The organism is Wolbachia endosymbiont (group E) of Neria commutata, from assembly GCF_964026735.1.
Taxonomy (GTDB): domain Bacteria; phylum Pseudomonadota; class Alphaproteobacteria; order Rickettsiales; family Anaplasmataceae; genus Wolbachia.
The window spans coordinates 517903-543464 of record NZ_OZ034692.1 but is presented as its reverse complement, the minus strand read 5'-3'; the positions used below and the strand labels follow the sequence as shown (position 1 = coordinate 543464).

Genomic DNA, 25562 nt, shown 5'->3' with positions numbered 1-25562 from the left:
AGCTATACTTATTTACTCTTCAATTTTCTCAAAAACGCAAAAATGGTATAGATCTTTGTGAAAACAATTTCCACAAGGAAAAGATTATGGAAAGAAAAACACGAAAACATAGCAACAACACTAAGCATGCTGATATAGGGGGGAGGTCGGGTTATGCTAAAATTGATATACGGACGGAGTGGGATTTGAACCCACGGTATGCTTATCACATACGTCAGTTTTCAAGACTGGTGCCTTAAACCGCTCGGCCATCCGTCCACTCCTCTTTTACCACAACATTTCACTTTAAGCAATCTATAAAAATTGTTCTCTTCCCTAATCACTGACCTTACCCAGAAAAAGCAGAGATAAAGTTAAAACGTTTTGCTAAGAAAAACAGTACATCAAATTCTATGTGTAATGTCCTCATTGCACAGATTAGTGGAGGATAAGTTAGCTGTAGGCGGGGCGTATCCATGCTTGAACCACTTTGCTTGTCACAAGCCTTTTTCACCGTTGCAAATAATGCAAGAGCTATTACAAAAACTCCAAAAAATATTCCAGTAGCTATATCAGGATTAAAAGCTTCTGCACCAACAACCAAGGCATAAATTCCAACTGCTGCGCATGGAAGCAAAGCCATCATAAAACCATACATCAGTTCTTTCTCTGTCCTAGTTTGCTGTGATAGATCACTTTGTGTTGTAGAGTTTTGACCTACGTTATGCGCAGAAGTATCTTGATTTTGTAATATTTGTTTTTGTTCCATGAAGATTGGAGCATTTGAGTGAGGGTCAGCCTTGACTAGAACATCAAAACTCATGGGTTTTGCAAGAACTATGTAACGTGCCCAATCTTCTAATGACATGTTGTCGGAGTATTGTACAGTATTGCCTTCTGTCTGCTTGGATTCTAGTAATTTGATTGTATTGTCAATTGCTTCTACTAATGTTTTCAATTCTTGTATTTTATTGTGGTCTAATATGAAATTATGAAAAAAATAAATTTGACTCGGAGAGCCTTGGTCATAATTTAATGGCAATTTTAGTTTAGCATTGGTATTTTTTAAGATTTGAATAAAGATCCTGAGACAAATTTCTTTATCATAACTATATTGAGTATTTATTTTATTAAACTCATTTTTGATGTGACTTTGCATCATATCAAAAATTAACTTATGTTCTGGTAAGAATCGCGTATTACACGCATAATGAACAATGTGATTGATTTTCAAATCATAATCCAGCATTTCAGATTCTGCTTGAGCAATACCTTCTTCATCCTTAATATATTTTTTATAACCCTCTTCAAGTCTTTCGAGAAGCTTTTCTCCTGATAATGTAGTGATATCATCAATTTTTAACTAACTCTCATCAGATGTAAACATATCAAAGTAACATAATCCTTCCCTTTTTACATCTCTTCCAACCCTTCCCATAAGTTGAAGCAAAAACATTGGATCTAGCATTTCAGTTTTATCTTTTATTATAGCTGCAACTCTGCTGAGTCTTGGAGCATCAATTCCTATTGCCAGCTCTTTAGAAAGGGCATTTGGCACAAAGCCTGCCTTGATCATGTTAAGAATATTCTTTCTATCGCTATCACTGATACACTGATAGATCTCTTCTCCGTTGCTTTTGAAACGCTTTACATTTCCATTAAAATAATGAACAACTGCATCTTGCTCACAAAACTTTCTAATGTCAGGAAACGTGCTAAAAATATGTTCATATAGTTCTTTATCTCCAGGATAATTACGTTTTATGCTACTTGCATATTCAGGATAACCTTGATGCTTTTCTAACCTGAGTATAGCACCTGATAGTTCTGAATTGAACTCCAGATTGTCAGAATCAATAATACCATATTTATCCTTGATAAACTGACTTACTTCAACTGCTTTACCGCTCTTTTTATACTCATTTAAAGTATCAATTATATTATGAAGTTTAATATATGGAAGTAATTGGCCACCAACTTCAACGTTTAAATTTTGCTCTACCAGAGATTTTATATTATTTTTTGTCAATCCAGTATTCAAATCTTCAATAGCTTCAACAAACGATTCTATACGTTTCGCCTTTCTCTCTTTAATATTATCGTTGTTAATAATAGCTCCTGTAACATCTCTTGCCCATCTTTCCTCAGTAGCAACAAGACCTTCCTTATAAGCCTGAATATCTAGTGATTGGTTGATAAAATCTAGAAATGGCTTTGATAATTTGGACAGGTTACTTCCATGGCTTTTTATCTCACTCTTAAATTTATTTACTGCATCTTTATATTCATTAAGTTTGTCATGAGTATTTTCGATTTTTTCTGTATATGCTTTTTCTGGATCTACAAATCGCAAATCATATTGGTTCATGGAAGATATGGAATTTTCCATTTCATGTGAAGTTTTAAATTTCATTTTATGATAATGGACCACAGGTATCTTCCCAGTTCCAAGCTTTGTTCTTTCCTTTGGAGAAAGTAAAATTTGCAAAATTATTTCAAATAGTGCATTCAAAAATTTATCTGGTGTAGCACTGAAGAAAGCAATAGGGTTGTTACGTGCTATTGCAATTGCTCGTGCCAGTAGCACAGCGTTTTCTTTTAATTTTGGAGCTTCATCAGTTAGGAACAATGCTAGTTCCTCGCTATTTTCACCGTATATTCTCTTGAGCAAGTCCCATTGTGTATTAAATGCTTCATCGAACGTTGTAGTTGCGTATCTGGTATTTCCCTCAAAAAAAGGTTCTCCAAATTCCATCGCAACTTCACCAGGTAAAAATTCTTTATCAAATTTGTTTGATTGATTTCTTAAAGTATCGCTTGGAACCATAGTGATGCATGGAATATTCGCAAGGTATGCCCAAAGTTTTAATAAGGCTATATCACCAGTCTTTCCTGAACCTGTTGCTATGTTATTTGCTAGCCTAAATCTTTCCTTTAATGGTGTTTCTTCATCTTTTAATATTTTTATGACTTTGTAAAAATTAGCAAAACGCAAATTAAATGGAACTTTTTTACCTAGTCCACCAACTGTTAAATCTAGCGATCTATATTCATCACGCAAACCAACAGCAAATGCCCAGTTATTATTTTGATCTTTCTCAATAGAAACTTCACTATTAGCCCATAGATCTATGATATCTTTATCACTATAGTCCAGCACATCCTTAACTCCTGGAACTTCTGGTTTAGTATGCCCACCTAAAACCTTAAGCTTATAGTTATCACCTTCTTGGGTAATCTCAACTTTATAGTTTTCTTTGTTTATTGTGATACTTACTTCTTGTTTACCACTATCTATTGCTTCAGAAATCACTTCTTGCAATGACTTTCCACCATCAACTTTAAGTTCATTCAGCTTGTATAGCAGCAAATAACTGTTGTATACTTGTGTTGCCGATTCAGAAATTTTCTCTTCTGGACTTCTTGTACCAACAAATCGCTTGTTAAGTTCTTCCACTTTGCCTTCTAGGATATCTTCTGCTTCTTTGAGATTGGATACTATTTTATCAATAGCGTTTTCGTGTTCGTTACCAATTTGGATACTCCTTACATATTTTTTAGTATTAGCCATATTTCCTACGACTTTCTCGATTATTTTTTTTAGTAAGTATTTATTATTATCAGCAATGCTATTAACATTAGTAATCTTATTAACAAGAGAGGGAAGCTTGTTGGATTTTTCAAAAACAGATTGAATATTGCCCATTGAAAGCCCGTGGTACCACTTGCGATCTTTTATATCATCTGTTGTGTTACTTTCATTTGCCAACGTAAAGCAGCGCGAGCTTCTCTTTCGCTCCTCATAGCAATTTTTGCAACCTCAGCAACTTCCATAGCAATTTCAGAACCGTTTAAACATCCAATAATCCTATCTAATTCTTCTATATCAGCATCCGTTACATGATCTTTCTTCAATTGCTTATTTAGTACATCTATCAATTCCAATAACTTATTATCTGCCATGTCATCATCTCCTTAAATACCACTAGTATATATAATAATTCTAGCTAATATTTTAACATTCGTCAATTTGAAGTAATCAATTACCAGTAGTGAAAAATGCTGTAAATATAAATTATGGATTTTTATCGTATCATTGCTATAATCAATGTCTTTATAAGAGAAATATTTAAATATTGATGAATGAACTACAAAAATTAAGCATTGCGCAGATGCGTGATGGGCTCAAAAAAAAGAATTTTTCTGCTGTGGAACTTATAGAAGCGCATATCAATGCAGTTGAAAATGAAAAATTAAATGCGTTTATAACGAAAACTCCGGAAATAGCAATGAAAGCTGCAAAAGCTGCAGATGAGCACTTCTCTAAGCAAAATAATGATAATTTGATTTCACCACTCATGGGTATACCTGTTGGTGTTAAGGATTTATTCTGCACTAAAGGGATCAAAACAACAGCAGCTTCAAAAATGCTAGAAAATTTCCTACCAACTTATGAGTCTACGGTTTCTAATTTGCTTTTGCGAAGTGGGGCGGTCATGCTCGGCAAGCTTAATATGGATGAGTTTGCCATGGGTTCTGCAAATACAAATAGTTATTTTGGCCCTGTTGAAAATGTGTGGATAAGAAAAAGTGATGGAGAAAAAGTTGTACCTGGTGGATCATCTGGTGGTTCTGCTGCAGCTGTTGCAGGATTCTTGTGTGCTGGAACGCTCGGGAGTGATACTGGTGGTTCTGTACGTCAACCAGCAGCTTATTGTGGAGTAGTCGGAGTAAAGCCAACATATGGAAGATGTTCACGCTTTGGCATGATCGCATTTGCAAGTTCTCTGGATCAAGCAGGAGTGATTACACGTTCTGTTTCTGGTGCGACATTAATGCTGGAAGCAATCTGTGGCTATGATAAAAAAGATTCAACATCAAGTGAAAGGCCAGTACCTAAATTTTCTAATTTTATAAATAGCGATATCAAAGGTAAGCGTATTGGTATACCAAAAGAGTATAGAATGGATGGAATCTCAGATGAAATAATCCTTCATTGGGAAAAAGTTGCTTCTTATTTAAGAGAGAATGGTGCTGAGGTTGTCGAAATCACCCTGCCACATACCAAGTATGCAATACCAGTCTATTATTTAATTTGTTCTGCTGAAACTTCATCTAATCTTGCTCGTTATGATGGCGTGCGTTATGGATTCAGGGTTGATGCTGACACGCTTGAAGAAATGTATTCATTAACAAGGGCAGAAGGCTTTGGTAAAGAGGTGAAAAGAAGAATTTTAATTGGTTCTTATGCACTCTCTTCAGGTCATTACAATGAATATTACGAAAAAGCACAATGTATTAGAGCATTAATCAGAAATGATTTTGTAAAAGCGTTTGAAAAAATAGATTACATACTCGTTCCATCTGCTCCAACAGAAGCTTTTGGCTTAAATGAAAAACCAGATCCGCTTGTAATGTGCATTAATGATGTGTTTACTGTGCCGGCAAGTCTAGCTGGTTTACCTGCTATTTCCGTTCCTGTTGGGCTTTCTAATGAAGGTTTACCGCTTGGCTTACAAATAATTGGAAATTATTATGATGAAGCTGGAATTTTAAACGTAGCAAATGTGATAGAGCAACATTGTGGTAGCATAATAGAGCAGAATAATTGAATTACATTAGCTTGCGAGTCAAAGAGTAGTGTTTGAAAACGTGATTGTGTTGCTCAGAAGCCCTAAAATTATCGTAGATCGATATCTAAACAGACAAAAACGTTTCGGGTTGAGCTTCCTGGGTGAATTTTGAAAAATTACACATTTTCGTTATGGCCATTGCAAATTAGTAAAAAAATTCTATAATAAAAAAAAACATAGGTATTAATATATGGCAAATCATAAAAGTGCTAAAAAAATGATAAAAGTAATAGCAAAGCGTACTTTGATAAACAAGATGCGTAAAAATAAAACTCGTACTGCTATTAGAAAGCTAGTTGATATAATCAAGGCTGGTGATAAAGAGAATGTCGTTCTAGCATTTAGAGACGCTGAGTCTAATTTACATAAATGTGTCAACAAAGGTGTTTATCATAGAAACACTGCTGCGCGTAAAATAAGTCGCTTAAATGCAAAAGTAAAAGCATTAATGACGGCATAGTATGGTTAATGTAAAGTTAATCGAATTTATATATACTTTTTTACCCTGTATAAAATTTAAGTAGCTTGAGTGATGGATAAGAAAGCGTTTTTAGAACTAAGCGATGGATCAAAAATTGAGCTTCCCGTATTGAGCGGAACAACAGGCCCTGATGTGCTGAATATTAAAGATTTGTATAAGACAACAGGATTATTTACTTATGACCCAGGATTTGTTTCCACAGCTTCATGTTCTTCCCAAATTACATTTATTGATGGAGATAAGGGAATTCTTAAATATAGAGGACATGATATAGCTGATTTAGCAGAGAATAATAATTTTACAGCTGTAATTTACTTATTACTCTATGGTGAATTACCCAGTTCAGAGCAACACAAAAATTTTCTTTTAAAAATACAAGATTTATCAAAAGTATCAGAGCAAGTTGTAAACGTCATTAAAGCGTTTCCAAGCACCGCTCACCCTATGTCGATTTTAATTGCATGTTTTGCAAGTTTGGCAGCATCTTACCATGAAGAATATGGAAACAATGTCAATGATAAAAATTTAGATTTTGGGATTTCTGCAATAGCACAAGTTCCTGCTATTGTTGCAATGATCTATAGGCACATTGATGGACAAGAATTTATAAATGCAAATAGTGGGCTCAGCTACAGTGAAAATTTTTTAAGGATGATGTTCGGCAATGCTGTGAATAGCGACAAAAGTGCTCTATTTGCAAAAGCTCTGGATAAGATTTTTACTCTCCATGCTGATCATGAACAAAACGCTTCTACAGCTGCGGTTAGGCTTTCAGGGTCAGCTGGCTCTAATTTATTCGCCTGTCTTTCTGCTGGAGTGGTTACACTTTGGGGACCAGCGCATGGTGGAGCTAATGAAGCAGTGATAAACATGCTAAAAGAAATAGAACAAAGTAGAGATGTTGACAAATTTATTGAAAGAGCTAAAGATGATAAAGATCCATTTAAATTAATGGGATTTGGGCATCGTGTCTATAAGAATTACGATCCGCGTGCGCGCATATTGAAAGACGGCTGTCATGAGGTTTTAAGTAAATTAGAACAAGGCAATGGACTGCTCGAGATTGCAAAAAAATTGGAAGAAATAGCTTTAAAAGATGAATACTTTACCCAGCGCAAATTATATCCAAATGTTGATTTTTATTCAGGCATCATAATGAATGCTATTAATATCCCTTCAAGGATGTTTACTCCTATTTTTGCACTTGCAAGAACCACCGGTTGGGTAGCTCAGTGGTACGAAATGGTAAATGATAAAGAAACAAAAATCTGCAGACCAAGACAACTCTATGTGGGTAAGCATAGCACTTCTCAAAGTGAATGATAAGGGTATAATGTAACATTTTGGTATGAGGAAAGAAACGTCATACCACAAATAAGTCCCACTGCCATTAAGTTAAGGAAGGAATGGCTAAAAATTGAACAAAAAAGTTTGTAGTGATTAAGGAGTTATGGCAAATGCTAAAACAAAATAGAGCAAACTTTAAAGTAGATAAACTCTTAGATGTAAATTAGTTAAGAAATAGCTTATTTAAAAGTCATTTTACAGAAGATTTGACAAAAGTTGCTCCAGGAATACTGTCTTTCAGAAATGAGTAGGGTAGTATTCAAAATACGTGTTTTCTAGCCCTTTTTTGGTAATTGAGTGAACGAACATCAGATATCTTATGAAGATCAACTTTCCTCCCCTTCCTTACAACTAAAGTGTTTGTTAAAAATAACTTAGATAATTGCTCCATAACGCAATCCATGTCCGATTCTGTAGAAAAAATATCGAAAGCTAAGTTTTTAATTGCATTAAATGAAACAGATTTATTGAAGATCAACTTTCCTCCCCTTCCTTACAACTAAAGTGTTTGTTAAAAATAACTTAGATAATTGCTCCATAACGCAATCCATGTCCGATTCTGTAGAAAAAATATCGAAAGCTAAGTTTTTAATTGCATTAAATGAAACAGATTTATTAATGCTTTTTTCAAGCTTACTATCAGCTAGGTCTGCATTCAATGCCTCTTCTACATCTTCTGTCATAATACTTTCTAGGTTGCTAATAAAAATGGTTGACCAAAAATCCTGCTTAATAGTTTCAACACTTTTACCTGTAAAATTCTCTAAGCCTAACCTTCCTTTGAGTTTAGAAAAAAATGTTTCTATTCCCCAACGTAAGTAGTATAACTCTTCAAATTCCTCAACCTTAAATTGCTGCTCATCTAATAATGATGTAATTAGCACTTCAATTTCACCAGAGGAAAGTATGATTTTAACTAGCCTAAATTCCATTTCATCAGGTAATCCTAGCTTTCTTAGCTGCCTTGCCACTTTAATAGGTGCAGTAGCTACTGCTATTGTACTAGAGGGACTGCCCGGCTTAAACATATCGTTTACTTCACTAAAAGATGAACTTGGACAACGAATTACATAATTAATTTTCCTTTCCGTAAGCTCGGCAATAAATCGATAAGATACATACCCTCTATCACAGATTAGTAAGTCATCTGAACTGAGGCCTTCAAGCATATCGGTTGCTAAATCAACTTCATAACTGTCACCTCTACTTAACACCGATTTTATTGCAATATTATTTAGCACATCATAACAAGCTTCAAAGGTTGCACTTGTATAATCTTCAAACCTCTGAACTCCATTCCATACTGCTCTTAAGCCAAACTACTCTATTACCTCATCACTTTTTGGTAGAATTAATATAGAAGCATCAAATGCAAGTACCCTGAAACCATGGTGAGTTTTAAACTCCTGATCCTGGTAATATAGGGAAACTACATCATCATTAAGTTCTGAAAATGCAGTATACTTTAGCTTCTGTCTTACTTGGGTAAAAGCACTTGCAGTAACTGTATAATCTCTCATCGTGTACAGAATAAATTCATTGAGCATCACTTGTAATGATTTCACACTTTTTCTGAAAATCAAAATGAATACATCAATAAAAGGCAATTTTCTTTTTCGTAGAAAGTCTTTTGGTGATACTTTGTGATCATTTATAAAGTTTAAACTTATCAATTTATTTTTTATGAATTCGATTATTGTTTTTTTTACTCATATTATTTTTCCTTTAAGTTTAGGAATTTTACTTGATTTATTAATATAGTCCATCCTTTTCTCTTAACTTAATGGCAGTGAAATAAGTCCACAGCTGTACGAACATCCCATAAAGCGATAGGACAAGTGTTAAACGTCAACTAACGGTATCATCCCAGTGCCCAAGCCCCCCTGCGAAACAACGTGAAGCAAGTTGCTGATAAAATCTGGTAAGAAATCCCCAGCCCAAAAATTATTAAAAACTATGCCGCAAATTCACAATTCTGGTTTCTCCTCCGTTAGTGGTTTTTTACGGTATTTTTTGTACGGAATCACAACGTTTTTCTGCAGTTTTTGCCAACCTTGATACCCAGAATCAGCATATTTTATGCTATCTTTGGGCAACAATTTTTCCTGTTTTCTTATGCGAAAATCATGCATTCGACCTCGATGTGACTTTGAAATCGACAAAATCTGCCTATTTCCCTCGATCACAATTTCGGTTTTTATTGTGGTTGTTTTCTTTTTTCCTGAGTAACTTTTCTTTCGCTTTTTGCTGTCTTTCGGCCGCTTTATCGGTTGCTCCGTGACGTCTGCTAAAATTTTTAAAATCCTTTCTGGAGTCAGCGTTCTGTCTTTTGTAATGTTGTCAGACCCGTTAATTGCCTGAAAATATACTGGATCTTTGAAACTTTTGCATAACTTATTGCTATTTTACTCTTCTTATACGCTTTTTAATGTTTTTCATCTATTTTTTTACTTTTCGCAGGGGGTCTAATGGCATGAATACCACATTTGCAGTACATGTACAAAAATAGAAACAGGACTTTCTCACATATTTGCCATTACCAGAGGGAACTTTTTGTGTTAGCTATGTACTTTCACTTTCCTTTTAGTCTTCTTACGATGTTTTCTTTACCGATAAAAATTAATAATTTAGCAAGCTCTGGGCCAATTTCCCTGCCTGTTAAGACTAAACGTAGCTGCATAAATAGGTCTTTTGCCTTTATATCCAGACCATCTCTAATAGTTTTTACCCATGTAGGCAATGTGTTTTCATCGCAGTCTCCTTCAGGTAAGGTACTCAGCGCAATTTTTATAAGCTCTTTACTCAGAATTACAGGCTCTATATTGGATTTGCATATTTGCCACCACTCAGCCACTTCAGAAAATCTTTCTATGTTGTTCCTTATAAAATACCAAAACTCTGAAGAATCCACTCCGACTTGAGCTAAGCGTTCTTTTACCATTTCAAATGACATTTGCTGTAAAATTTTGCTATTTAACTTATGCACTTCACCCAAGTTAAATTGTGTAGACGCTGAACTAAATTTTTTAATATCAAATGAATCAATCAAAGATTGCATATTAATATGAGCTTCAATCGAATCTGATGTTCCAAGCTTCACTAAATAACTACTCAGCGCCATTGGTTCAATTTCATCCTCCTTTATGGATTTGATATCCAGACCTCCAATTCGCTTAGATATCTTATTATCATCAAAATGCAGCAGGGAAAGATGAGCAAAAATAGGAATTTTCGCTTTCAATGCTCGCATCATTTGGATCTGTACAGCGGTATTAGTCAAATGATCTTCTCCACGCACAACATGTGTTACGTTAAAATCAATGTCATCAATTACAGAAGGTAGCATATATGTATAATTTCCATCTTCGCGTTTCACTACGGGATCACTAATGCTACTGGTTGAAATATTTATTTCACCTTTAACTTCATCATTCCATTTTACAACTTGGTCTCTGTTTAATTTAAATCTAAAATGTGGCTCTCGCCCCTCTTTTTCATAATGAATTTTGTCTTGCTCAGTTAGAAGCAATGCACCCCTATCATAGACCGGAGGCAACCCTTGTTTTAACTGCAATTTTCGTTTAATGTCTAACTCTTCTCTTGTTTCATAACACACATAAACATGCCCTTCTTTTATTAATTGTAAAAATACTTCATGATAACGCTGGAAGCGCTCTGATTGCTTAAAGCTTGAATGCCAATCTATACCAATCCATTTCAAATCTTGTATTATATTATCTATGTACTTAATATCCGAACGCTCAAGATCAGTGTCATCCAAACGCAGCAAAAATTTTCCACTTTTATTACGCGCATATAGCCAGCAAACTAAAGCAGTACGAATATTTCCGACATGGAGATAACCAGTTGGACTTGGGGCAAATCTTGTTAACATTTAATTTATAAACAATTACTTATTACTATATTTACTCTGATTTATTTTAATTTTATACAAATATATTATAGTTTTCTTAAGTTAAAAGCTATTTAAAAACATAGTTGATGATGGCATGGAAGTAATACAAAAGATCTTGTAATCTTGTGAATTGCAGCTCATCTATTGAACATTTTTATAACTTCATATATTATGTTTTAAGTTTGTAAAGAAAATACTATGAGCTTCATCATTGCAACTTTCTACCAATTTGTAGAGCTTTCTAACTATTATGACATGAAAGACGAGATAAAAGCTGCGTGTGATGATGTGGAATTAAAAGGCACTATCCTCCTTGCAGAAGAAGGTATTAATGCAACTGTATCCGGCAAAAGAAGTGCAATTAATAGAATATTTGGCTTTCTACATTCTGATAACAGGTTGAAAGATCTTGCATGGAAGGAAAGTACAGCAGAGTATCAACCATTCAGCAAGATGAAGGTGAGATTAAAAAGAGAGATTGTCAACCTTGGTGTGAGCAATCTTGATCTTTCTCTAAGAGGCAAGTATGTTGAACCAGAACATTGGGATGATTTTACTTCTCAATCTGACGTTCTAGTAATAGACGCACGAAATGAGTACGAAGTGAAGCTCGGAAAATTTAAAAATGCAATTAATCCAAATATTCAGTGTTTTCGCGACTTTCCTCAGTGGGCAGAGTCATTTTCTGAAAGTAAAGACCTAAAAGTTGCCATGTATTGCACTGGAGGAATTAGGTGTGAAAAATCAATATCATATATGAAAAATCTTGGATTTAACAATATTTATCACCTTAAAGGCGGCATCCTTTCTTACCTTGAAAGAACTCATAATAAAAATAGTAATTGGAAAGGTGAATGTTTTGTCTTTGATGATAGAGTTGCTGTTGATAATTCACTCACTCCAAGCAACGAGATAAAATGCATATTCTGTTCCAGCCAAGTTTCAACGGATGAACTGAAGTCAGTTCCACGTGGACAGGTAGTTTGCCACAACTGTAAATGCAACATAGTTTCCAATTGATACTTCAGATACTTTCTTCACTTTCATAAAGTAGTTTAAAATTAGAGAGAGCTGACAATATATATAATAGATAGAGGTTGTCCGTAAAATCAACTTGAAGTTGTTAATCGTCATGAACAGGCTCGCCTTCCTGTATCGATATATATTCCTGGAGCAACTATATTCTAATTATTATACATATTTTTCTTAATCTGTGCTTTTAATTTCATAATGCGCTGATAGGCTTCATTAATTCGTTTTTCTGAGATTTCGCCTAATTGGATACTGTTGTAAATAATATCAATAAGCTGTTTTGGATTTTGCGTGATAGAAATCAGTCGGTTACCAAATAGCAATATATCCACACCAGCATTAATAGCTAATTTAATAGCATTTGCCAATCCGTATTGATCACTAATCGCTCTCATTTGCATATCATCTGTTATAACCACACCATTAGATCCCCTGCGAAACAACGTGAAGCAAGTTGCTGATAAAATCTGGTAAGAAATCCCCAGCCCAAAAATTATTAAAAACTATGCCTCAAATTCACAATTCCTGCTATAATATTAAATCTCATGTTGTATTTCTTCTGAAAATTGCGGTAAACATTTGACATTATTTTGAAGATTTTTATCTCGCGAATCTTATTTTCCACACGCATCCTGAACGATGCCAGCTTCCGATTATGCTCCTTTTGCTCCTCCGTTAGTGGCTTTTTACGGTGTTTTTTGTACGGAATCACAACGTTTTTCTGCAGTTTTTGCCAACCTTGATACCCAGAATCGGCATATTTTATGCTATCTTTGGCCAACAATTTTTCCTGTTTCCTTATGCGAAAATCATGCATTCGACCTCTATGCGACTTCGAAATCGACAGAATTTGCCCATTTCCCTCGATCACAATTTCGGTTTTTATTGTGGTTGCTTTCTTTTTTCCGGAATAACTTTTCTTACGTTTTTTGCTGTCTTTCGGCCGCTGTATCGGTTGCTCCGTGACGTCTGCTAAAATTTTTAAAATCCTTTCTGGCGTCAGCGTTCTATCCTTTTTTATAGTAATTTTTTTGGCCAATAATGGCTACATTTTCTTAAAAAGTCGGCAAATATTTGAGTTGTGCAAATTAAACAAAAACCCTAAAAATGGATGCGTTATGTACGTTCTGTAATAAATTAGAACACATAAAATCCTGTCTTCTAGCTCCTCAACATGCGATTTTCTTCCGTGACATTTCTTTTTCGCCTCCATTTTTTCCCACTCTGGACGCACTTTTGCCACAATTTTTTCAAATTCAGATGTTGTGAGCCCTGTCAATTGTCTAAAATATATGGTGTTCTTGCTATTTTTACGTAACTTATTCCCATCTTCCCTCTTCTAAAACTTTCATTTTACATGCTTTTTAGTCGTTTTCACCTACTTTCTACCTTTTCGCAGGGGGTCTATTGAAGTTCAGCTTTTGACGTAGTAATTTTGTTATAATTTCGTAAGAAAGAGTAGAAGGTAGCCCACTACTATCAATATTAGTATTGACTACATGTGCTGTCATGATAACAGGACAGCCTTCCGGTTGTGTTATCAACGTTTTATATGGGATTAATTCGTATGCTTTCCAGGTTTTTGTAACATCAACAAACCCCTCATGGGTATCTCCAGTGGAACTTCCATGGCCTGGAAAATGCTTATAAGCGCAGAGTATTCCCTTTTCCTTATATGCCTTGGAAAATATTGAAGTATAATGTGCAACCTTTTCTGGATCACTAGAGAAACTACGCCCCAATACCCCAATACCCCAATACCCCAATAACAGGATTTTCTGGATTAACATTAACATCTAACACAGGAGCAAAATTAAAATTAATTCCTACTTGTTTTACTATATCAGCCATTTGGTGTGCATATTTACTCGCTTGCTCATCCGTACCACGACCAATATCCGCTGCAGATAGGGTTTTCGGAAAGCCGTATCTAGGCTTTAAACGTTCAACCATTCCACCCTCGTAATCTATTTCTATAAGAAGAGGAAAAAGGTCATTTTTATTGTTTAGTGCTGCTTGCTTAGTATAAACTTGCAGCTGCTGAGTGAGACGTTTAACTTGCTCAGGGCTTTCAATATTTTTATCAAAGTTATTTTTTTCTTTATTTTTGTCAAATAAAATAACACCCCCTATTTGTTGAGCCAAGATTGCTTGAACAATAGGATCTTCAGGATTTAGTTCTTTTCCTTCAAATCCAATCATTAACATCTGACCTATCTTATGTCTAAGCCCAACTTCACTTATATTTTCTTTTCTGTAATTGATAAATTTATAAAAACCAACAATAATAAATAAAAAGACAACTAAGATTAAAATTATTTGAAAAAAATTCTTTATCATAATCAATATCCACTCCCTATTTAATTTTCTTAACGCAAATATGCTAAAAATTCTTCCATTCTCCATTATGCATATGTATAATAATAGTATATGTTAAGAACAGGAAAAAATATAACCAATGAAATTTTGAAAAAGCTTAAAGATATTAAAGAGGAATTAAATAAATCGATACGAGACAAGTCAGTAATAAAGCTGTCTACGTACGATAACATGCTTGAAGATATTAAAAAAATTGTAGAGCTAGCTGAGGGGAATCATAGTCAAAAAGAAGTATTAGATGAGTTGAAAGCACTTTATAAAGGGATTTATGCAATATTCACTAGTATTTCTATTGATTGGGATGCACATAAGAATACATTGAGTGCTGAACAAATCAATGTAAGTCATGAAAATTTAGAATTGATTTTAAAAATAATAACTTTAATCAAAAAATTAGATGAAAAATTATCTGATAAAATTATCAGCTCTGATGAAATTATAGCACCTAATGAAATCGCATCATTTCAGGATAAGATGAAAAAAAAGCTAGAAGAAATGCAAAAGCAGCAGCCTTCACAAAACACAGCAAATCAAGATAATGATGGTGCTCAAAGTGTTGATGCAGAAGAAGGATACACTGAGTTAGAAAAAGAAGCTAAAATAGAATTTAGTAAATGTGTACTATTTTTTATAGCAGAGATAGATCTCCTTGAATATAAACAATTGCTCTCCTAGTGCTTAAAATGTAAACTTGTCTTAAATTCAAAGCAAAAAAGTATGAAGAATATAAGGAATTTTGCAATAATAGCACATATAGATCATGGTAAATCAACACTTGCTGATCGTTTGATAGAAAAATGTAACGGTCTTGAAGCAAGAGAGATGACAAATCAGATACTTGATTCGATGGATATAGAGCGTGAACGTGGAATTACAATTAAGGCGCAAACAGTACGGCTCAATTATATAGCAAGTGACGGCAACCAATATTGCTTAAACCTTATGGATACTCCAGGACATGTTGATTTCTCATATGAAGTAAGTCGCAGTTTAGCTGCGTGCGAAGGTTCACTTTTAGTGGTGGATAGCAGTCAAGGTGTTGAGGCACAGACTCTTGCAAATGTATATAAGGCAATTGACAACAATCATGAAATAATAGTTGTACTTAACAAAGTTGACCTGCCTGCTGCGGATCCAGAGAAGGTAAAGATTCAGATCGAAGAGGTAATCGCTATTGATGCAAGCGAGGCGGTTTTAATATCAGCCAAAACTGGGCTTGGGATAAAGGATGTGCTTGAAGCTATAGTAGCAAAACTTCCAGCTCCAAAAGGTGATCCAAATGCACCACTGCAAGCAATTTTGGTTGATAGTTGGTACGATACTTACTTGGGAGTAGTAATTTTAGTGCGAATTAAAAATGGAGTGCTAAAAAAAGGTATGAGAATTGTTATGATGTCCAACAATGCTACATATCAGGTTGATAACATCGGTATTTTTACTCCTAAAAAAGTAATGACTGGTGAGCTTTCAGCAGGTGAAGTTGGCTTCATTACTGCTTCGATGAAGGAGGTAGCAGACTGCAAAGTTGGTGACACTATCACTGAAGAAAAAAGGCCTTGTAGCGCAGCATTACCTGGATTTAAAGAAGTTCATCCTGTGGTATTTTGTAGTATTTTCCCGAATAAAACAGACGATTTTAAATATTTAAGAGAAGCACTGGAAAAATTACATTTGAATGACGCTAGTTTTACCTTTGAAGCTGAAACGTCAAATGCGCTTGGCTATGGGTTTCGCTGTGGTTTTTTGGGAATGCTGCACTTAGAGGTTGTTCAAGAAAGGCTTGAGAGAGAATTTGATTTGGATCTAACAGCAACTGCACCGAGCGTTATATACAGAGTGACAGTGCACAGTGGCGAAGTTCTTAACATTCACAATCCAAGCGACATGCCAGATCCAACTAAGATTGAAATGGTGGAAGAGCCATGGATTACTGCAACCATAATGGTTCCTGATCAATACTTAGGTGAAATCATATCTTTATGTGAAGAAAGAAGAGGAGAGCAGGAAGATTTATCATATGTTGGTAATACGACAACAGCGCTCTTAAAATATAAATTACCACTGTCCGAAGTTGTCTTCGATTTTTATGATCGATTAAAATCAATTTCCAAGGGATATGCAAGTTTAGATTGGGAAATCTCTAGCTATCAAGAAAGTCAAATAGATAAGTTAAGCTTTTTAATTAATGGAGAACCTGTTGATGCACTGGCTTGCATCGTTCATAAGAGCAGAGCAGAAAAAAGAGGTCGTGAAATCTGTGCGCGTTTGCAGGATTTAATACCACGTCAGCAATATAAAATTGCAATTCAAGCAGCAGTTGGTGGCAAAATTATTGCCAGAGAAACAATTAATCCATATAGAAAAGATGTGACAGCTAAACTTTATGGTGGTGATGTGACACGAAGAATGAAACTACTAGAAAAGCAAAAAAAGGGTAAAAAGAGAATGCACTCTGTAGGAAATGTAAACATTCCACAGAATGCCTTTATTCAAGCTCTGAAGTTAAGCGACTGAATAATTCTATGTTTTTTCTACTAATACGCTAATTATATTCTTGACTTATGGTATTAATATGTTAATATATATAGATTGACATATAGTTAGGTAGAATTATGAGTAAATCAATAAAGGAACTGGCAGAAGAGCTTTTTCAATATTTTGAAGAAGGTAATGAGCAGGGGATAGTGTTGCTTTTAAATAATTGCAATAGAGATAAACGTCTTGATAAAGTCCATTATAATTCACAGCTTAATAGTCAGGGAATTCTTCCGGTTGATAGTGAGCATTTTTCTAATGGTGGTGCATCCGTGCATAATACAGCGCTTAAGCTTGTAAAGCATATTAGACTAGAACTGTGGGAGGATTGTATACGCCTGGCTACAAATAACCTCGACTGTGCTTGGGGAGATCACCCAGCTACAAAACAGGCAATAAAAGATCAGATTACTAAAATGGAATACGAACGTGGAACCAGAGAACTCATAGCAGATACTATGAAAGAGCCTAAAGCTAATGAATCAGATGATGATTTTGAACTAGTAGAAACGCATGAAGAAGATTTTGAACTAGTAGAAGAGCCTAAAGCAGGTTTTGTAATGGTTGGTAAATATGGTGGAACACTAGATCATCCTAATATTTCTCATATGGGTAGTAAATCAAAGGACAGTATATAGTCTTTTTATGAAGTTAGGTTGGCGTTTCAGTTACGTCAACCACTAAAACCTCATATTCTATGTCACTTTTAGGAGTTCTTTTCGGCCTGGCAACGCAAAGTCTGGATATTTTATCAGAGCAGAGTATCCTCTACACATTTTACCGTTTGATAGGTAAGGCAATTATGGAAGTTTATCATTTATATCGGGAAGTACTATAGTTGCCTTTAAAACTTTGTTCACAGAGCCTAGCTATTTAGTAAAAATATTGTTGCTAGCCCAAGAAATATTAAGGCCGAAAGGATGTCAGTTGTTGCTGATGTCAGAATTGAAGAAGAAACGGCAGGGTCGGATTTTAAACGATGGAGCATTATAGGAATGAAAGCACCGATAAATGTTGCAATAATTGACATCATAATCATTGAAGCCATAAAGATCATTCCTATTTTGAAGTTGTGAAATCTTATTGCTAATACCATTACTGAGATGGTAGATAAAATTATTCCATTTATAAGACCTATTATCAATTCTTTTATAAGTATTCTTTTTGCATTTTGCTCAGTTAAATATTTTGTTGCAATTGCCCTAATGGTTAGCACTACCGTTTGAGATCCTACGTTTCCACTCATCGATGCGATTATCGGCATAATTATTGGAAGTGCTATGAACATTTCTATTACGTTATCGAAAAAGCCAACCACTATAGAGCATATTGTTGCAGCTAAGAGGTTAAACAATAACCATGGTAGCCTTTTAATTATAGTTTTATGTATAGGTGCATTTATATCAGCTTTAGCCGACACACCACTTATTTTGAGCACATCTTCTTCTGTTTCCTGTTGAACAACTTTTATTACATCTTCAATTAAGATCACGCCGATAATTTTCCCATGCTTGTTTACTACCGGAGCTGATAACAGAGAGTAATCTTGCAACACTCTTGCTACTTCCTCTTGATCCACTCCAGTTTTTATGATTTTTATATCACGGTCCATTATTTCCTCTATTATGGTTTCCCCTGAATTGGATATCACTTTATTTAAGTTAACGCTGCCTATTGGTTCCAGTTTTGAATTAATAATAAAAATTTGGTAAAAATTTTCTGGTATTTTTTTATAGTTGCGCAAAAATTCCATCAGCTGATTTATTGTCCAATAATATGGAGCTATAACCATATCTTTATGTATCAGTCTTCCTGCGCTCTCTTCTGGATATGATAGCAATTCCTCTACTGATTTTTTCGTTTGATCTGGCAGATAGCTGAGTATATTTTCTAGATGTTTGCCATCTAAGTCTTTTACTATGGTTACTATGTCTTCTATATCTAAAAGCACCAGTAAACGTGCAGTATTTTCTGCTCCTAATGTTTCTATTATTTTTATCTGTAAATCTGGTACAACATGCACTAGAGCATCACTTAACAAATAGTGGTCAAGGACATTTACTAATTCTTCCCTATGGTCATTAATTGCCGTTGATAAAAAATAAGCTAGCTGAACACTATCTATAGTTTTTATAATCTCATTAACCTTTTCTAGATCTCGGTTATCAATTGACTCTATCAGATCTTTAACAACCTTTTGATCTAGGTCGTAGTGAAAATTTGTTTCAACATTCATTATTTTACCTTGATTTTTAATAAATATACATGCTTGATTCCTTTGATCATTAGAGTATAATGAAGTTGTTTTGAATTAACTACTATATGGTTAAATTTCTATTTTGTTTACTGTTATTATTGGTGATAGTAAATATATTAAAATCTAAAACGTAATGAAAACTTATTCAGAAATTCTCGAACACTTTCAGAGTTTAAATAAAAGTGTTTCTCTTGTCAGGAGGTGTCTTTGACATAGAAAAATTAAAGTTGCGTCTTGAAGAGTTGAACTCCCAAGCTGCAGATGATAATCTATGGCAAGATAACCAAAAAGCACAAGAAATTTTAAAAGAACGTTCTAAAATTAAAAATGATGTAGAGTCGTTCTTAGAGCTAGAAAGTAATTACAATGACGCCATTGATTTAATGAAATCCGCTATTTACGAAAATGATGAAGATTTTTTTTCCGAAGTTGAAAACGAACTTACAAAGCTAGAGAAACTAATCAAGCATAAAGAAACAGAGTCATTATTTGCCGGTGAAGCAGATAACAATGATTGTTTTTTAGAAATTCACTCAGGAGCCGGTGGAACGGAGAGCAATGATTGGGCTGAAATGCTTATGCGCATGTATGTAAGATGGGCAGAAATTTATCACAACTTTAAAGTTGAAATTATAGAAAAATTAGATGGTGATGCAGTTGGTATAAAGTCTGCAACTATAAAAATTATTGGAGAAAAAGCCTACGGGTGGGCAAAAAGTGAAAGTGGTATTCATAGGCTTGTGAGAATATCCCCATTTGATGCAAATGGTAAACGTCATACAAGTTTTGCAAGTGTAGGTGTGACTCCAGTGATTGAAGATTCAATCAGCATTGTTGTGGACGAGAAAGATTTAAAGATCGATACTTATCGTGCTTCTGGTGCAGGTGGACAGCACGTAAACAAAACTGAAAGTGCGGTTCGCATTACGCATATTCCAACAGGAGTTGTAGTGCAATGTCAAAATGGTCGTTCTCAACATAAAAATAAAGATGAGGCGCTAAAACTGCTCAAAGGACGCTTATATCAAATTGAGCTGGAAAAGAAAGAACAAAAAATGGCAGAAGAATATGGCAGAAAGTGCGATATAGGTTGGGGTAATCAAATCAGATCATACGTTGTGCATCCATATCAAATGGTGAAGGATTTAAGAACTGGATATGAAGTAGGCAATATAAATTCTGTTTTTGATGGTAACATAGATTGTTTTATAGTCAGCGTATTAGAGCTTATCTGCAAAAGAGTATAATGAGACTCAGTTGCAAAAATAATAGGTTATGCAATATTATTTGTAGTTACTTAAATAGTGAGATGTAATAACATTCATTTGACATTAAAGCAAAATGAAATTCAGTAATTTTTATGATATTATGAATGAATATCAAGCATTCTGTCCAGAGGTGGTAAGCACTGCTGAAAAATCAGGCATCTGCGGTATTGATTCTTTAATTGCAAAAATAAAAGAAAATAATTTAATAGATCAGATGATATATATTATGTTATAATAAGTATAAGCTAATATAGTTAAGAATGTCTTTATATTATAATAATATTCACTTTATAAGGTGTTTTTTATAGATTTTATGTTATAATTTTAACTATGGTAAGGATAAGGACAAATTTAAAAAAAGGATTAAAGCGAAAGTTTTTAGCACTTATTTTGTTGCTAAGTGCTTTATTTGTCTCATATTTTTTAGTAAGGAATACAGATGACACTTCTAATCGCATTAAAGTTAAAGAAATAAATATAGGAGTTGATAATGAAAAGTGAACAGCCAAAAAATAAAAAAGAGAGTTTTTACATAACATACTACCTAGAGGCTTTGATTTCAGAGAAGTCTCCTACAGGCAATACTTTAGAAAGTTATTGTTCAGATTTACATCAACTTGAAGAATTTTTATCAAAAAGTGGCACTACTTTGGTTGGTGCAAATAAAACTAATATCAGAGATTATGTGAAATTTCTATGTACACAAAAGAAATATAAAAGCAGTTCTATATCAAGAAAAATATCTGCTACGAAGAATTTTTATAAGTGTCTTTTTAATGATGGAGTAATAGATTTTAATCCAGCTCCAGCTAATGATGATGAATTAAAAAATCCAAAATTTTCTCGTCCTTTGCCTAAGTGTTTAAGCGTTGAAGAAATATTTTTGCTAATGGATACCGTGAGAAAATCAGCAAATGAGTCAAATAAAGAAATAAGTAATAAAAGGCTATGTGCTATTTTAGACATTCTTTACTCTTCTGGCATGCGTATTTCTGAATTAATTAATATGAAGATACATGAAGTATCGCAGGTAATAAACAGTAGTGACAAAGAATGTTATATAATAATAAAAGGTAAGAGCGGGAGAGAGAGGCAAATCCTTTTTAATGAGCAAGCATTAAAAAGCCTGAGAAGTTATTTATCCGTCCGTGACAATTTGCTTTCTAATGGAAAGCAATCTGACTGGTTATTTCCGGGCGATAAACTTAATAAACCAATTACAAGACAAAGAATTGGTCAATTAATCAAGGAATTGGCAAAAAAGTGCAACATTGATGAAAATAAAATTTCTCCACATGTGATCAGACACTCTTTTGCTACTCATCTGCTTGATAGTGGGGCGAATATTGTGCTAATACAGAAGGTTCTTGGCCATACTAATCTTTCTACAACGCAAATATATACTTATGTTGCTAATAAAAAATTAAAGGAAAAATCAGCTGACTCGCACCCTATCACTCAGATGATCAATAATGAAACTTATTGAATTTAACTTGCAATAAAGTTAGATTCAAATAAGTGTATGTTAGATCTGTGATTTCAAGTTTTTTGTTTAATTTTTTCCTTATATTATGGCAACTATTCTTTACTCTGATTACTCTCCCTGTACTATTCTTTCCTGCGCATATAATTAACATTTTCCTTGCCTTCGCAGTAAGAGTTGTATTATTCATGCTTCGTTTATTATGTGGAGTTAAATATGAAGTAAGAGGAGTGGAAAATATTCCAAAGCAGCCTTTTATAATTGCATCTAAACACCAATCCCCTTTTGAAACATTTATTTTTATACTTCTATTTAGAGGTGCGGTTTTTGTTTTAAAGCGTGAATTGAAATGGATTCCATTTCTTGGTTTGCATCTCATGGCATTAAAAATGATTTTTATTAATCGCTCAGATGGTATTAGTTCTATACGTAATATAATTAAGTTAGCAAGAATGCGTATAAAAGAAAATAGAAGCATAATAATATTTCCAGAGGGTACAAGAACAACTGCAAAACAAAATACAAAGTATCAGCCAGGTATCGCTGCTTTATACAGCACATTATCCGTTCCTGTGTTACCTGTCGCTTTGAACACTGGTTTGTTTTGGCCAAAAAATATACTTTCCTTGAGAAAGAATGCTGGAAAGGCAACAATAGAAATTCTGCCTCCAATATATCCTGGACTGAGCAAAGGTGATTTTTTGCAAACTTTAGAAAAAATCATTGAAGAAAAAAGTCGTCAGATCTCATAGACAAAAACAAGCAGAATTATTAATATATTTTACATTAAAACTAAAATCTTATAAGCTATTCAACCGTGACAGATTTAGCTAAATTTCTTGGGCGATCAGCGTCTAACCCTTTTTTTATTGCAGTAAAGTAAGCAAGAAATTGAATAGCAACGCTGTAGATGATCGGAGAGATAAAACTATCAACTTCTGGCAATTGCACCACATCTGCACAAATTTCTTTTAGGAATGGCGCTCCCTGTTTGTCGCTGAAAGCAATTACTTTGCCTTTTCTTGCAATGATCTCCTGTATGTTGGATAGTGTTTTAAAAAATAAATTATCATAAGGAATAATCGCTATAACGAGCATAGTGGAGTCTATTAAAGCAATAGAGCCATGCTTCATTTCTCCTGCTGCAATACCAATCGTATTAATATATGAAAGCTCCTTTATTTTCAATGCGCCTTCCATTGCAACTCCATATGAGCTTCCTCTGCCAATCAAGATAATGTTATTATGTTCTAATATACTATCGGCTACATGTTGAATTTTTACCACGTTCAAAACATACTCAACATATTCGGGAATAGAGTTGATAGCGCTCCTTAGCTGTTTTATTTTATTTTCATCTAGTATGCCTTTTATTTTTGCAAGTTCTACAGCAAAGCATGCTAAAGTTGCAAGTTGTGTAGAAAAGGTTTTCGTTGAAGCAACACCAATTTCAAGTCCTGCAAGGGTGTGTAATACAATATCTGAAATCTTCTCTATGCTGCTGCCAAATGTATTGGTTATGCTTATTATTTTTTGCTTTTGGGATTTCGCATAGCGCAATGCTTCCATAGTATCTGCAGTTTCGCCAGATTGAGAAATAAACAATCCTACACTATCCTTTTCTGTTTTAATGTTGCTGTATCTAAACTCCGATGAAATTTCTAAATATACTCGAACTTGGGCAATGCTCTCAAACCAATACTTTGCTATTAACCCAGCAAAATAAGATGATCCGCATCCAATTATGGTAATATGAGTAAGTTCAGAAAATAGTTTTTTATTGGCAAATATAACCTCTTTATATTTACTGTAAAATTGATTTATTGTTCTGTTTAATGCACATGGCTGCTCAAAAATTTCTTTTAGCATGAAACTAGAGTAACCATTTTTGCTGATTAGAAAGTTGCTTGGACTACTATTTTCTATATGGCGTTTAACTTGCATACCGTTATTATATATACTAACACTACTGGATTTTATTACTGCAATGTCGTCATCTTCTAAATGCGATATTCTTTCCACGAATCCACTTAAAGCATTAGAGTCAGATGCAGCAAATACTGAGTTACAATTATAGCCTATTGCTAAAGGCACATTCCTTTTTGCAACAAATAAAACATCTGGGCATTCTGCAAATAATAGGACTAAAGCAAATGAGCCATGTAAACTGCTTAAACACCTAAACAGAGAATCAATTGGAGACATCCCTTCATTAAGATATAAGGTTAACATGTTTGGTATAACTTCAGTGTCAGTGTCAGTGTGAAACAGTAGTCCTCTTTCTTCTAGACTTCTCTTCAGCAGATTGTAATTTTCAATTATTCCGTTATGTGCAACAACAACTTTTTTCGTATGAATTGGATGAGCATTTTTAAGACTTGGAACTCCATGCGTAGCCCAGCGAGTATGTGCTATGCCGACAGTACTGCTGAACATCTTGCTAGCATCAACAATTTTGTATAACCTTTCAACCTTGCCCTCGGACTTTTTGACTTCTATCTCGCCTTCTTTATTTATGATTGCTATGCCTGAAGAGTCATATCCCCTGTATTCCAATTTCTGCAATCCAGTGAGTAAAGTTTGTATTACTGATCCACCGCTACTTACTACCCCAAATATTCCACACACAAATAAACTACCAAGCGAACGTTTTTTTAAAGCTATGAGGCATTTTTGCCTTTATCATCTTTTTTCTTTTTTCCTTCCTCTGATTTATTTTTATCTTTTTTATTCTCCTTTTCAATTTCAGTTTTGTCTTTGTCAATTGGCTTAACTACTATTTTTTGGGTTTCTTTGTTTAAGACTTCAGATATAGCAGATTTTAAGACTTTTATTTCAATTTTTGGCGCTATTTCTATTATTAATTGTGCATTTACTTCATCAACTTTGTTAACTTCACCGAAGATGCCTCCAGAAGTAATTACCGTATCACCACGTTTTATTTGATCTATAATTTTTCTGTGTTCTTTTAGTTTTTTATGGTGTGGCCGAATAATAAGAAAATAAAATACTACAAATATTAAAATCAATGGAACAAAGCTGGCGAAAGATGCACCGACGCTTGATGCATTACCAGCTGCATCTGCTGCAAAAACTTCAGAAATCAACATATTTAATCCTATCTATTAACAATTAACTTAAGCAAACCTATTTAAGTATTAATTATAACATCATATCAAGTACAGACCTATAATGAAAGAAAATAGTTGCAATGTACTTTTTAACTCATTTTTTGGTAGTTCACAACAATTC

The 25562-nt window shown here is 34.1% G+C and carries 21 protein-coding genes, 1 tRNA gene and 5 pseudogenes; 12 read left to right on the top strand and 15 right to left on the bottom strand.

All coding sequences use genetic code 11. The features are described from left to right. Positions 1-170: 170 nt before the first annotated feature. The 4 genes from AAGD89_RS02845 to AAGD89_RS02830 all read right to left on the bottom strand — a co-directional run bounded on the left by AAGD89_RS02845 (position 171) and on the right by AAGD89_RS02830 (position 3942). Positions 171-258, bottom strand: a tRNA-Ser gene (locus tag AAGD89_RS02845). 70 nt (positions 259-328) lie between these two features. Beyond that, positions 329-1228, bottom strand: a complete 900-nt coding sequence (locus AAGD89_RS02840) for a hypothetical protein (RefSeq protein ID WP_341808760.1) — start codon at positions 1226-1228, stop codon at positions 329-331. A 114-nt stretch (positions 1229-1342) separates the two neighbouring features. Continuing rightward, positions 1343-3748, bottom strand: a complete 2406-nt coding sequence (locus AAGD89_RS02835) for a hypothetical protein (RefSeq protein ID WP_341808759.1) — start codon at positions 3746-3748, stop codon at positions 1343-1345. Beyond that, positions 3715-3942 (bottom strand): hypothetical protein, encoded by a 228-nt coding sequence (locus tag AAGD89_RS02830; RefSeq protein ID WP_341808758.1) that lies wholly within the window; start codon positions 3940-3942, stop codon positions 3715-3717. The genes AAGD89_RS02835 and AAGD89_RS02830 overlap by 34 nt, the downstream gene beginning before the upstream one ends. A 176-nt stretch (positions 3943-4118) precedes the next feature. Here AAGD89_RS02830 and gatA point away from each other — a divergent pair, with 176 nt between their 5' ends. From gatA to AAGD89_RS02810, 4 genes and pseudogenes are all read left to right on the top strand, one after another. Next, complete coding sequence (gene gatA, locus AAGD89_RS02825) at positions 4119-5591, top strand: Asp-tRNA(Asn)/Glu-tRNA(Gln) amidotransferase subunit GatA (RefSeq protein WP_341808757.1); 1473 nt, start codon at positions 4119-4121, stop codon at positions 5589-5591. Between the two features lie 10 nt (positions 5592-5601). After that, positions 5602-5724 (top strand): annotated as a pseudogene (locus tag AAGD89_RS02820) (IS5/IS1182 family transposase); the annotation flags it as partial. A 78-nt stretch (positions 5725-5802) separates the two neighbouring features. Continuing rightward, positions 5803-6072 (top strand): 30S ribosomal protein S20, encoded by a 270-nt coding sequence (gene rpsT, locus AAGD89_RS02815; protein ID WP_341808756.1) that lies wholly within the window; start codon positions 5803-5805, stop codon positions 6070-6072. A 72-nt stretch (positions 6073-6144) separates the two neighbouring features. Beyond that, positions 6145-7416 carry a citrate synthase gene (locus AAGD89_RS02810; RefSeq protein WP_341808755.1) on the top strand — a complete coding sequence of 424 codons (1272 nt, stop codon included), beginning with the start codon at positions 6145-6147 and terminating at the stop codon, positions 7414-7416. A gap of 283 nt (positions 7417-7699) precedes the next feature. Here the strand turns inward: AAGD89_RS02810 and AAGD89_RS02805 are convergent. The 4 genes and pseudogenes from AAGD89_RS02805 to gltX all read right to left on the bottom strand — a co-directional run. Further along, a pseudogene (locus tag AAGD89_RS02805) lies at positions 7700-7909 on the bottom strand (IS4 family transposase); the annotation flags it as partial. A 3-nt stretch (positions 7910-7912) separates the two neighbouring features. Further along, positions 7913-9095, bottom strand: a pseudogene (locus tag AAGD89_RS02800) (IS4 family transposase); the annotation flags it as partial. A gap of 318 nt (positions 9096-9413) precedes the next feature. Further along, positions 9414-9779 (bottom strand): annotated as a pseudogene (locus tag AAGD89_RS02795) (transposase family protein); the annotation flags it as partial. Between the two features lie 233 nt (positions 9780-10012). Next, the gene (gene gltX / locus AAGD89_RS02790) at positions 10013-11335 is read right to left on the bottom strand and encodes a glutamate--tRNA ligase (protein WP_341808753.1); all 1323 of its coding nucleotides are present in this window, start codon (positions 11333-11335) and stop codon (positions 10013-10015) included. Positions 11336-11554: 219 nt separating this feature from the next. Between gltX and AAGD89_RS02785 the strand changes: the two genes are divergently transcribed. Next, positions 11555-12376, top strand: coding sequence for a rhodanese-related sulfurtransferase (locus AAGD89_RS02785; protein WP_341808752.1), 822 nt, complete (start codon positions 11555-11557; stop codon positions 12374-12376). Positions 12377-12540: 164 nt separating this feature from the next. On the opposite strand, the gene AAGD89_RS02780 is transcribed toward AAGD89_RS02785, so the two are convergent. The 4 genes and pseudogenes from AAGD89_RS02780 to AAGD89_RS02765 all read right to left on the bottom strand — a co-directional run bounded on the left by AAGD89_RS02780 (position 12541) and on the right by AAGD89_RS02765 (position 14794). Continuing rightward, on the bottom strand, positions 12541-12807 hold the full coding sequence (locus AAGD89_RS02780; RefSeq protein ID WP_341808751.1) for a glycoside hydrolase family 3 N-terminal domain-containing protein: 267 nt from the start codon (positions 12805-12807) through the stop codon (positions 12541-12543). A gap of 77 nt (positions 12808-12884) precedes the next feature. After that, positions 12885-13717 (bottom strand): annotated as a pseudogene (locus AAGD89_RS02775) (transposase). A gap of 56 nt (positions 13718-13773) precedes the next feature. Beyond that, entirely contained in the window at positions 13774-14130 is a 357-nt protein-coding gene (locus AAGD89_RS02770) for a glycoside hydrolase family 3 N-terminal domain-containing protein (RefSeq protein ID WP_341808750.1), read from the bottom strand. Beyond that, positions 14120-14794, bottom strand: coding sequence for a glycoside hydrolase family 3 N-terminal domain-containing protein (locus AAGD89_RS02765; RefSeq protein ID WP_341808749.1), 675 nt, complete (start codon positions 14792-14794; stop codon positions 14120-14122). The genes AAGD89_RS02770 and AAGD89_RS02765 overlap by 11 nt, the downstream gene beginning before the upstream one ends. A 24-nt stretch (positions 14795-14818) precedes the next feature. Between AAGD89_RS02765 and AAGD89_RS02760 the strand changes: the two genes are divergently transcribed. The 3 genes from AAGD89_RS02760 to AAGD89_RS02750 all read left to right on the top strand — a co-directional run bounded on the left by AAGD89_RS02760 (position 14819) and on the right by AAGD89_RS02750 (position 17940). Continuing rightward, the gene (locus AAGD89_RS02760; protein ID WP_341808748.1) at positions 14819-15442 is read left to right on the top strand and encodes a hypothetical protein; all 624 of its coding nucleotides are present in this window, start codon (positions 14819-14821) and stop codon (positions 15440-15442) included. Positions 15443-15484: 42 nt separating this feature from the next. Then, positions 15485-17281 (top strand): translation elongation factor 4, encoded by a 1797-nt coding sequence (lepA, locus tag AAGD89_RS02755; protein WP_341808747.1) that lies wholly within the window; start codon positions 15485-15487, stop codon positions 17279-17281. 98 nt (positions 17282-17379) lie between these two features. Beyond that, complete coding sequence (locus AAGD89_RS02750; RefSeq protein ID WP_341808746.1) at positions 17380-17940, top strand: hypothetical protein; 561 nt, start codon at positions 17380-17382, stop codon at positions 17938-17940. 227 nt (positions 17941-18167) lie between these two features. Here AAGD89_RS02750 and mgtE read toward each other — a convergent pair whose 3' ends face one another. After that, a complete protein-coding gene (gene mgtE, locus AAGD89_RS02745) occupies positions 18168-19538 on the bottom strand; it encodes a magnesium transporter (RefSeq protein WP_341808745.1) in 1371 nt (456 codons plus the stop codon). A gap of 154 nt (positions 19539-19692) precedes the next feature. On the opposite strand from mgtE, the gene prfB reads away from it, so the two are divergent. From prfB to AAGD89_RS02725, 4 genes are all read left to right on the top strand, one after another. Beyond that, a protein-coding gene (gene prfB / locus AAGD89_RS02740) for a peptide chain release factor 2 (RefSeq protein ID WP_341808744.1) occupies positions 19693-20806 on the top strand; the annotation gives its coding sequence in 2 pieces (ribosomal slippage) (positions 19693-19767 and positions 19769-20806; 1113 coding nt in all). A 94-nt stretch (positions 20807-20900) separates the two neighbouring features. Continuing rightward, positions 20901-21062, top strand: a complete 162-nt coding sequence (locus tag AAGD89_RS02735; protein WP_341808743.1) for a hypothetical protein — start codon at positions 20901-20903, stop codon at positions 21060-21062. A gap of 255 nt (positions 21063-21317) precedes the next feature. Further along, positions 21318-22313 (top strand): tyrosine-type recombinase/integrase, encoded by a 996-nt coding sequence (locus AAGD89_RS02730; protein WP_341808742.1) that lies wholly within the window; start codon positions 21318-21320, stop codon positions 22311-22313. A 47-nt stretch (positions 22314-22360) separates the two neighbouring features. After that, entirely contained in the window at positions 22361-23062 is a 702-nt protein-coding gene (locus AAGD89_RS02725) for a 1-acyl-sn-glycerol-3-phosphate acyltransferase (RefSeq protein WP_341808741.1), read from the top strand. 55 nt (positions 23063-23117) lie between these two features. Here the strand turns inward: AAGD89_RS02725 and glmS are convergent, their stop codons facing one another. After that, positions 23118-24938: a glutamine--fructose-6-phosphate transaminase (isomerizing) gene (gene glmS / locus AAGD89_RS02720; protein ID WP_341808740.1), complete on the bottom strand. Its 1821-nt coding sequence runs from the start codon at positions 24936-24938 to the stop codon at positions 23118-23120. Between the two features lie 32 nt (positions 24939-24970). Then, on the bottom strand, positions 24971-25420 hold the full coding sequence (yajC, locus tag AAGD89_RS02715; protein ID WP_341808739.1) for a preprotein translocase subunit YajC: 450 nt from the start codon (positions 25418-25420) through the stop codon (positions 24971-24973). Positions 25421-25562: the final 142 nt, after the last annotated feature.